This window comes from Micromonospora sp. LHW51205 (assembly GCF_003315815.1).
GTDB classification, from domain to species: Bacteria; Actinomycetota; Actinomycetes; order Mycobacteriales; family Micromonosporaceae; genus Micromonospora; species Micromonospora chalcea.
Genome location: NZ_QMEZ01000002.1, coordinates 13,270 through 22,487, shown reverse-complemented (window position 1 = coordinate 22,487; position 9,218 = coordinate 13,270). Strand labels below are relative to the sequence as shown.

The following is a 9,218-nucleotide window of genomic DNA, read 5'->3' as shown; positions in this document are numbered from 1 at the left end:
CGGCCGCCCCGCCCGCCGCAAGCCGACCCCGTGTCCGACCGACCCCTGAGGAACCGATACCGATGCTGACGACCGACGTCCTGATCGTGGGCTACGGCCCCGTCGGTGAGATGCTCACGATCCTGCTGGCGCAGCGAGGGCTCACCGTCACGGCGGTCGAGCGGTGGGCCACTCCCTACAACTTCCCCCGCGCGGTGTCGTACGACGGGGAGGCGAGCCGTGTCCTGGCCGCCGCCGGCGTCGCCGACCGCCTCGGGCCGGTGGTGGAGTCGTCCGGCGAGTACACCTTCAAGAACGGCTTCGGCCGGACCCTGCTGCACGTCAAGGTCACCGGCAACGGCCCGATGGGCTGGCCCGACTCGGTCTCGTTCTACCAGCCGGGACTGGAGGCGCTGCTCGCCGAGCGGGGCGCGGAGCTGCCGGGTGTCACGGTGCTGCGCCCGTACCAGGTGACGGGCCTGGTCGAGCACGACGACCGGGTCGAGGTGACCATCGCCGGCCCGGACGGCGAGGAGGTCCGCGCGGCCCGCTGGGTCATCGGCTGCGACGGGGCCAACAGCTTCGTGCGGGAGCACCTGGGCAGCGGCGTCACCGACCTCGGCTTCACGTACGACTGGCTGGTCTGCGACGTGGTCCCGCACGAGGCCCGCGAGTTCAAGCCGAACAACCTGCAGGTCTGCGACCCGGCGCGGCCCCGCACGGCCGTGTCGGCCGGCCCGGGGCACCGGCGGTGGGAGTTCATGCGGGTGCCGGGGGAGAGCCGCGAGGAGTTCGAGAGCGCCGCCAACGTGTGGCGGCTGCTCGGCCTCTTCGACATCACCCCCGACAACGCCACCCTGGAGCGGTACGGCGTCTACACCACCCAGGCATGCTCGGCCGGGCGCTGGCGTTCCGGGCGGATCCTGCTCGCCGGCGACGCGGCGCACGTGATGCCGCCGTTCATGGGGCAGGGGATGAGTTCGGGCTTCCGCGACGCCCTCAACCTCGCCTGGAAGCTCGACCTGGTGCACCGCGGCCTCGCCGACGAGGCCCTGCTGGACACCTACCAGGAGGAGCGCTGCGCGCACGTGCAGCACGCCATCCGGATGTCCATGGACTCGGGCACGGTGATCTGCGAGACCGACCGCGCCGCCGCGGCCGGCCGCGACGCCGCGATGCTCGCCGAGCTGCGCCGGCGTACCGCCCGCCCGCGCACCCGGTCCCTGCTGGAGCCCCTGTCCGGCGGGATCCTGCACAGCGGCTGCGAGGCCGCCGGCGCCCCGATGCCGCAGGGCCGCGTCGAGGTCGACGGCCGCGCCGGGCTCTTCGACGAGGTCGTCGGCACCGGCTTCGTCCTGCTCTGCGCCGAGGACCCCGACGACCTGCTCGACGCCGACGCCCGGGCCTTCCTGGACACGCTCGGCACGCGGGTCGTCCGGATCGTTCCCGCCGGCGCGCCCGTACCCGGATCCGGCGCCGCGCCGACCGCGTTCGACCTCGACGACGTGTACCTGCCCCACCTCAAGCGGTACGACGCGGTGGCGGTGCTCGTCCGGCCCGACTTCTACGTCTTCGGCACCGCCGCCGACCCGGCCGTCGTGCCCGCGCTCGTCGAGGATCTGCGCCGGCAGATCCGGCGCGGCTGATCGGCATCCACCCACCGGAAGGAACCGACATGTTCGAGAACCTGAAGATCGCCGGCCGGGCGATCCGCACGGTCTTCACCGCCGACCCCATCACCCGGGTCCGGCGCTTCTACGAGATCCAGTCACCCGACGTGGAGTTCGCGGCCCGCCGTACCCACTACATGAACGTGGGCTACTGGTCCGACGGGGTCACCGACATCGACACGGCCGCCGACGCGCTGGCCGACAAGCTGGCCGACGCCGCCGGGCTCAAGCCGGACGACACCGTGCTCGACGTCGGCTTCGGCTACGGGGACCAGGACTTCAAGTGGCTGCGGGAGCGCCAGGTCGCCAAGGTGTACGGCCTGAACATCACCCCGCACCACGTCGAGGCGGCACAGCGCCGGGCGCAGGAGGAGGGGCTCGCCGACCGGACCGACTTCCGGCTCGGCAGCGCCACCGAACTGCCCTTCGAGGACAACACCTTCGACCGGGTCGTCGCCCTGGAGTCCGCCTTCCACTTCTACCCGCGCAGCGCGTTCTTCGCCGAGGCGCTGCGGGTGCTGCGCCCGGGCGGCGTGCTCGCCACGGCCGACATCATCCCGGTCAGCGGCGACGTCGTCCGCGCCGCCATCCAGTCCGGCCCGCTGAGTTTCGTCAAGTTCAGCATCCCGAAGGAGAACTGGCACGACCGGGACACGTACCGGCAGCAGTTGGTCGAGGCCGGCTTCGCCAACCCGGAGGTCCGCTCGATCAAGGAGCAGACCTGGGAGGGCTGGCGGGCGTACATGGCCGAGCGGACCAACGACCCCGCGTTCCGGGCCGTCGTCAAGCCGGCCGTCCGCAAGAGCATGGCGGCCCACTGGAAGAACCAGGACCTCATGAAGCGTGAGCTGGCGCAGATGGACTACGTGATCGCGGTCGGCCACAAGCGGTGACACCGCGCACGGACGAGGGGCCCGCCGACCGGTCGTGACGACCGGCGGACGGGCCCCTCGTCCGGTGGGATCAGACCGCCGGCGCCGCGCTCAGTGCCGTCGAGATGGCCCGCAGGATCGCCGGCTGGTGCTCGGCGAGGAAGAAGTGCCCGCCCGGGTAGACCTTCAGGTCGAACGCCGCGGTGGTGTGGTCCGACCACGCCCGGGCCTCCTCGACAGTCGTCTTCGGGTCGTCGTCACCGGTGAGGACGGTGATCGGGCAGCTCAGCGGCGGCCCCGGCCGGTAGGTGTACCGTTCGGCGGCCCGGTAGTCGTTGCGGATCGCCGGCAACGCGGCGCGCAGCATCTCCGGATCCCCGAGGACGGCGGAGTTGGTGCCGCTCAGCTTCCGGACGTCGGCCAGCAGCCCCTCGTCGTCGAGCAGGTGCACCGTCTCGTGCCGTGACTTCGACGGCGCCCGGCGCCCGGAGGCGAACAGGTGCGCGACGCTGCCGCCGTCCTGCTCGATGAGCCGGGCGAGTTCGAAGCCGAGGCTGGCCCCCATGCTGTGCCCGAAGATGGCCAGCGGCTCGTCCCGCCAGGGCCGCAGCACTGTGAACACCTCGCGCGCGAGGTCGTGGATGTCGCCGATGCACTTCTCGTGGCGCCGGTCCTGCCGTCCCGGGTACTGGATCGACAGCACCTCCACGGCGGGGGAGAGAGCGCGGGACACCGGGAAGTAGAAGCTTGCCGACCCGCCGGCGTGGGGCAGGCACACCAACCGCCGCGCGCCGCCCGGAGCGGGGTGGAAGCGTCGCACCCACAAGCCGTTGTCGGTATCTGGCGTCGTCATCCTCTGGTGGTCCTTCCGGCGGCTGCGGTTGCCGACCGGATCGGCGCGGACCCGGTCGAGGCGACGCTAGTGCGACGGGTCGGGACCGGACACCCCTAGCTGGTCGGTTGCCTGGTTAGGGGTTGTCCGCGCTCGCGCGCAACCAATAACTTCTCCCGGCAGATGGGGATCTGCGTGGCTCTCGGCCGAGCGAGCCGAACGACAGATACAGGTGTCGCCTGAGACTTCTGCGCATTCGTACCGTCGCTTACGTCGAGTCTCCGCCGTGAATCGCGATGGGCTGGGTTGATGGACACCGAAGAGAAGCTCCGGGAGTACCTGAAGAGAGTCACCGCCGACCTGCGGCGGACCCGGCAACGGCTCCGGGACGTCGAGGCCGACGCGCAGCAGCCCATCGCGATCGTCGGCATCGGCTGCCGGTTCCCCGGCGGAGTGCGCACCGCCGAGGAACTGTGGGATCTCGTCGCGTCCGGCGGTGACGCGATCGCCTCCTTCCCCACCGACCGCGGCTGGGATCTCGACGCGCTCTACGACCCGGAGCGGTCCCGGCCGGGCACCTCCTCGGTCCGGGAGGGCGGATTCGTGGCCGACGCCGCCGAGTTCGACCCTCGGCTGTTCGGGGTCTCGCCGCGCGAGGCCCTCGCCATGGACCCGCAGCAGCGGCTGCTGCTGCAGACCTCGTGGGAGGCCGTCGAGACGGCGGGGATCGACCCCACAAGCCTGAAGGGCGCCCGGGTCGGGGTCTTCGCCGGCATGACCCACAGTGGGTACGCCCACCCGCCGGAGACCCCGCCGGCGGGCGTGGAGGACTACCTCGGTCTCGGCAACGCGGGCAGCATCGCCTCGGGCCGGGTGGCGTACTCGTTCGGGTTCGAGGGGCCGGCGGTGACTGTGGACACGGCGTGTTCGTCGTCGCTTGTGGCGTTGCACCTGGCGGTGCAGGCGCTGCGGTCGGGGGAGTGCGATCTCGCGCTGGCCGGTGGCGTGACGGTGATGCCCACTCCCGCGGTGTTCGTCGACTTCACCCGGCAGGGCAACCTGTCCCCGGTGGCCCGGTGCCGGGCGTTCGCCGACGCGGCGGACGGCACGGCGCTCGCCGAGGGCGTCGGTGTGCTGCTGGTGCAGCGCTTGTCGGACGCGCGGCGCGACGGGCGTCGGGTGCTGGCGGTGGTGCGGGGTTCGGCGGTGAACCAGGACGGTGCGTCGAACGGGTTGACGGCGCCGAACGGCCCCTCCCAGCAGCGGGTCATCCGGCAGGCGCTCGCCAACGCCCGGCTGGGCGTCACCGACGTGGACGTGGTGGAGGCGCACGGTACGGGTACGACGTTGGGTGATCCGATCGAGGCGCAGGCTTTGCTGGCGACGTACGGGCAGGGCCGGGATGTGCCGCTGTTGCTCGGCTCGGTGAAGTCGAACATCGGTCACACGCAGGCCGCCGCGGGGGTGGCGGGCATCATCAAGATGATCTCGGCGATGCGGCACGGGACCGTGCCGGCGACGCTGCATGTGGATGTGCCGACGTCGCATGTGGACTGGTTGTCGGGTGCGGTGGAGTTGGTGACCGAGACCCGTGAGTGGCCGGCCGTCGAGCGTCCCCGGCGGGCGGGTGTGTCGTCGTTCGGCATCTCGGGGACCAATGCGCACGTGGTCCTGGAACAGCCGGAGGCCGAAGCCGATCCCGAGCCCGTCGCGGCGCCGGTGGGTGTGCCGGTGCCGTGGGTGGTGTCGGGGCGTTCGGAGCGTGCTCTGGTGGGTCAGGCGTCGAGGTTGGCGTCGTTCGTGCCTGGGTCTGGCGTGTCGTCGTGGGACGTGTCGTGGTCGTTGGTGACGTCGCGGGCTGCGTTGGAGCACCGCGCGGTGGTGTGGGGCTCGGACGTGGACGAGCTGGTGGCCGGGCTGTCGGCTGTTGCCGAGGGCCGGTCTGCGGGTGTGGTGTCGGTGGGTCGTCGGGCGGTGTTGTTCACGGGTCAGGGTTCGCAGCGTGGGGGTATGGGCCGGGAGTTGTACGAGGCGTTTCCGGTGTTCGCGGCGTCGTTCGACGAAGTGTGCGCGGAGATTGATCCGCGTCTGCCGCGTGCGTTGCGCGAGGTGGTGTTCGCGGAGCCGGGTTCGGAGGCTGCGGCTCTGGTGGATCGGACCGTGTTCGCGCAGGCGGGGTTGTTCGCGGTTGAGGTGGCGTTGTGGGAGTTGTTGTCGTCGTGGGGTGTGCGGGCGGATTTCCTGGCGGGTCATTCGATCGGTGAGGTGACGGCGGCGTACGTGGCGGGGATGTTGTCGCTGTCGGACGCCTGTTCCCTGGTGGCGGCGCGGGGCCGGTTGATGCAGGCGTTGCCGGCCGGTGGCGTGATGGCGGCCGTCGGTGCATCGGAGGAGGCTGTCGCCGAGCTGCTCGGCGCGTCGGGCGCGGCCGTGGACATCGCGGCGGTCAACGGCCCCGCGTCGGTGGTCGTCTCGGGCGCGGCCGATGAGGTCGCCTCGGTGGTGGGGGCCTGCCGTGAGCGGGGTTGGCGGGTCAAGGAACTGGCGGTCAGTCACGCGTTCCATTCGCGGTTGATGGATCCGATGCTGGACGAGTTCGCGTCGGTGGTGGCGGGGCTGGACTGGCAGCCGCCGCGGGTGCCGATCGTGTCGAACGTGACCGGCGCGGTCGCGGACGCCGTAGAGATCACCGAGCCCGGCTACTGGGTGCGGCACGTACGCCAGCCGGTACGGTTCGCCGACGCGGTGCGCACCCTCCACCAGCAGGACGTCACCCAGTTCCTGGAGGTCGGCCCCGACGCCGTACTCACCGCCATGGCGCAGGACTGCGTCGAGGCGGCCGGCGAAGTCCGGTTCACCGCCACGATGCGCGCCGGGCACTCCGAGGCCGACACGCTGCGCACCGCCCTCGCCGAGTGGTACGTCACCGGCGGCCACGTCGACTGGACCGGATACCTCGCCGCCCTCGACGGGGCCGGCCCCGAGCGGGCAGCCGAGGCACGCCCCCGCGCCATCGCCCTGCCCACGTACGCCTTCGACCAGCAGCGCTACTGGCTCAACGCCAGCGCGGGGGTCGAGACGGCGCCCGGGCTCGGTGTCCGCCCCGTCGACCACGCGCTGCTCGGCGCCGCCGTACGCGTCGCCGACGACGACGTACGGGTCTTCGGCACCGAACTCTCCGTACTGACACACCCGTGGCTCGCCGAACACGTCGTCTGGGACTCGGTGGTGGTGCCCGGCGCCGCCCTGGTCGAGATGGTCCTGCACGCGGGCGCGCAGGTCGGCTGCGACACCCTCGACGAGCTGACCCTCCAGGCCCCGCTGGCGCTCGCCGAGGACGGCACCCGGGCGGTGCAGGTGAAACTGGGCGCGGCGGACGAGGACGGTCGCCGGACGGTCACCATCCACTCCCGCGCCGCCGCCGACCCGGACGGCGAGTGGGACCGCCACGCGGCGGGCGTCCTCGCCCCCGCCGTACCGCAGCCCGACCGGTCCGATCCGGCGCCGTGGCCGCCCAGCGCCGCCACCGCCGTCGCGGTCGACGGGATCTACACCGAGCTGTCCCGTCTGGGCGTCGAATACGGCCTCCTCTTCCGTGGCCTGCGCGCCGTCTGGCGCACCGGCGACGAGGTGTGCGCCGAGGTGGCGGTGCCCGACGGCACCGAGGTCGCCGGCTTCAGCCTGCATCCCGCCCTGCTGGACGCTGCGCTGCACGTCGTCGGCCTGCTCGACTCCGACGCGGAGGATGCCTCCGGCGTACGCCTGCCCTTCGCCTGGACCGGCGTCACCCTCTCGGCGGTCGGCGCGACCGCGCTGCGGGTACGCGCCCGGCGCAGCGGCGGCGGCGTGGCCCTGACCCTGACCGACCCGGCCGGCGCCCCCGTCGCCCGGATCGACTCCCTGGTCTCCCGCCCCGTCACCGCCGACCAGGTGCGCGGCGGTGACTCCGCAGCCGACCCGCTGTACGCCGTCAACTGGCAGAGCGTGCGGCCGGGTACCCCGGCGACCGTCCGGGTGGTGCTCCTCGGCGACGCGCCGTCCGACCTGTCCGAGATCGCCAGGTACAGGCTCGCCGAGCTGGCGGAGGCGGTCGACTCCGGCCGGATCGACCCGGAACTGGTGCTGCTCGCCGCGTACACCGACGACGAGGACGCCCCGGTTCCCGCCGCGACGCGGAGCCGGCTCACGGCGGTGCTGGCCGCCGTTCAGGGCTGGCTCGCCGACGACCGGCTGGCACAGCGGCGGCTGGTCGTGCTGACCCGCGGGGCCGTCGCCGCCGGCGACACCTGTCGTACGGGCGACCTGCCCGGCTCGGCGGTCTGGGGCCTGCTGCGCTCGGCCCAGGCGGAGCACCCCGACCGCTTCGTGCTCGTGGACCTCGACGAGGCGCGGCAGCCGGAGTCCTGCACCGTGGACCTGGTGGCCCGTGCGGTCGCCACCGGCGAACCCCAACTGGCGGTCCGGGACGAGCAGGTGCTGGCGCCCCGGCTCGCGCCAGCCGTCCTCGACCCGGCGCCGGCCACCGCCCTCGACCCCGAGGGGACGGTCCTGGTCACCGGGGCCACCGGCGCCCTCGGCGGTCTGCTGGCCCGGCACCTGGTCAATACGCACAAGGTGCGCCACCTGCTGCTGGTCAGCCGCCGCGGAACCGACGCCCCCGGCGCGGCGGAGCTGCTCGCCGAGCTGACCGCGCTGGGTGCGCAGGCCCGCCTGGTCGCCGCCGACGTGGCGGACCGGGACCGCCTGGCCGCGGTGCTGGCCGACGTTCCCGCCGAGCACCCGCTCACCGGCGTGGTGCACGCCGCCGGCGTCCTCGACGACACGGTGATCTCGGCGCTGACCCCCGGCCGGCTGTCAGCCGTTCTCTCCGCCAAGGCCGACGCCGCCTGGCACCTGCACGAGCTGACCCGATCGCGGCCGCTGGCGATGTTCGTCCTCTTCTCGTCCGTCGCCGGTGTCCTCGGCGGCCCCGGGCAGGGCAATTACGCCGCCGCGAACGCGTTCCTCGACGGCCTCGCCGGGCACCGGCACGCCTGCGGCCTCGCCGCCACGTCCCTGTCCTGGGGCCTCTGGGCCGCGGACAGCGGGATGACGGGCGCACTCGACGCCGCCGGGCGGCAGCGGATGAGCCGCAACGGCCTCAGCCCGCTCGGCACCGGCCAGGCGTTGCGCCTCTTCGACGCCGGCCTGCACGGTGGACGCCCCCACCTGGTGCCGGCGCTGCTCGACCTCGCCGCGCTGCGCCGCCAGGCCGACGCCGGCCAGCTCCCGGCGCCGCTGCGCGGCCTGGTCCGGGCCCGGCGGCGCGTCGTCGGCGGCGGCGACGGCGGCCCGTCCTTCGCGCAGCGCCTCGCCGGCACGCCCGAGGCCGAACGCGGCCGGCTGGTGGAAGACCTGGTCAAGGCGCAGGTCATCGAGGTGCTCGGCTACCCGCCGGCCACCGTCGTGCCGTCCGGGCAGACGTTCACCGGCCTCGGCTTCGACTCGCTGACAGCCGTGGAGCTGCGCAACCGGCTGACCGCCCTCACCGGCATCCGGCTGCCGGCGAGCCTCATCTTCGACTGCCCCACGCCCGCCGCCCTCGCCGACTTCCTGCTGGTCGACGCCGCCCCGCCGAAGCCCGAACCGGGCCTGCTCGCCGAGCTGGACCGGCTGGAGGCCGCGTTCGCCGCGACCGCGCCGGAGGAGCTGGAGCGGCTGGCCGCCGACGACGAGACGCGTACCGCCGTGGCGGTCCGCCTCCGGGCGCTGGTCACCCGGTGGAGCGACACCACCGACCGGCCCGACGACGTCGGCCAGGCCCTCGACGACGCCTCGGACGACGAGCTGTTCGACTTCATCGACCAGAAGTTCGGCCGATCCTGA

4 protein-coding genes are annotated in these 9,218 nt (G+C 73.2%); 3 read left to right on the top strand and 1 reads right to left on the bottom strand.

Annotated features, from left to right (window positions below):
• Nucleotides 1-62: 62 nt before the first annotated feature.
• Nucleotides 63-1,625 (top strand): bifunctional 3-(3-hydroxy-phenyl)propionate/3-hydroxycinnamic acid hydroxylase, encoded by a 1,563-nt coding sequence (locus DQE82_RS08160; RefSeq protein WP_113972396.1) that lies wholly within the window; start codon nt 63-65, stop codon nt 1,623-1,625.
• Nucleotides 1,626-1,654: 29 nt separating this feature from the next.
• Nucleotides 1,655-2,542, top strand: coding sequence for a class I SAM-dependent methyltransferase (locus tag DQE82_RS08155; RefSeq protein WP_043329884.1), 888 nt, complete (start codon nt 1,655-1,657; stop codon nt 2,540-2,542).
• Nucleotides 2,543-2,612: 70 nt separating this feature from the next.
• Here DQE82_RS08155 and DQE82_RS08150 read toward each other — a convergent pair whose 3' ends face one another.
• Nucleotides 2,613-3,374 (bottom strand): thioesterase II family protein, encoded by a 762-nt coding sequence (locus tag DQE82_RS08150; protein ID WP_043329886.1) that lies wholly within the window; start codon nt 3,372-3,374, stop codon nt 2,613-2,615.
• Between the two features lie 285 nt (nt 3,375-3,659).
• Here DQE82_RS08150 and DQE82_RS08145 point away from each other — a divergent pair, with 285 nt between their 5' ends.
• On the top strand, nt 3,660-9,218 hold the full coding sequence (locus tag DQE82_RS08145) for a type I polyketide synthase (RefSeq protein WP_113972395.1): 5,559 nt from the start codon (nt 3,660-3,662) through the stop codon (nt 9,216-9,218).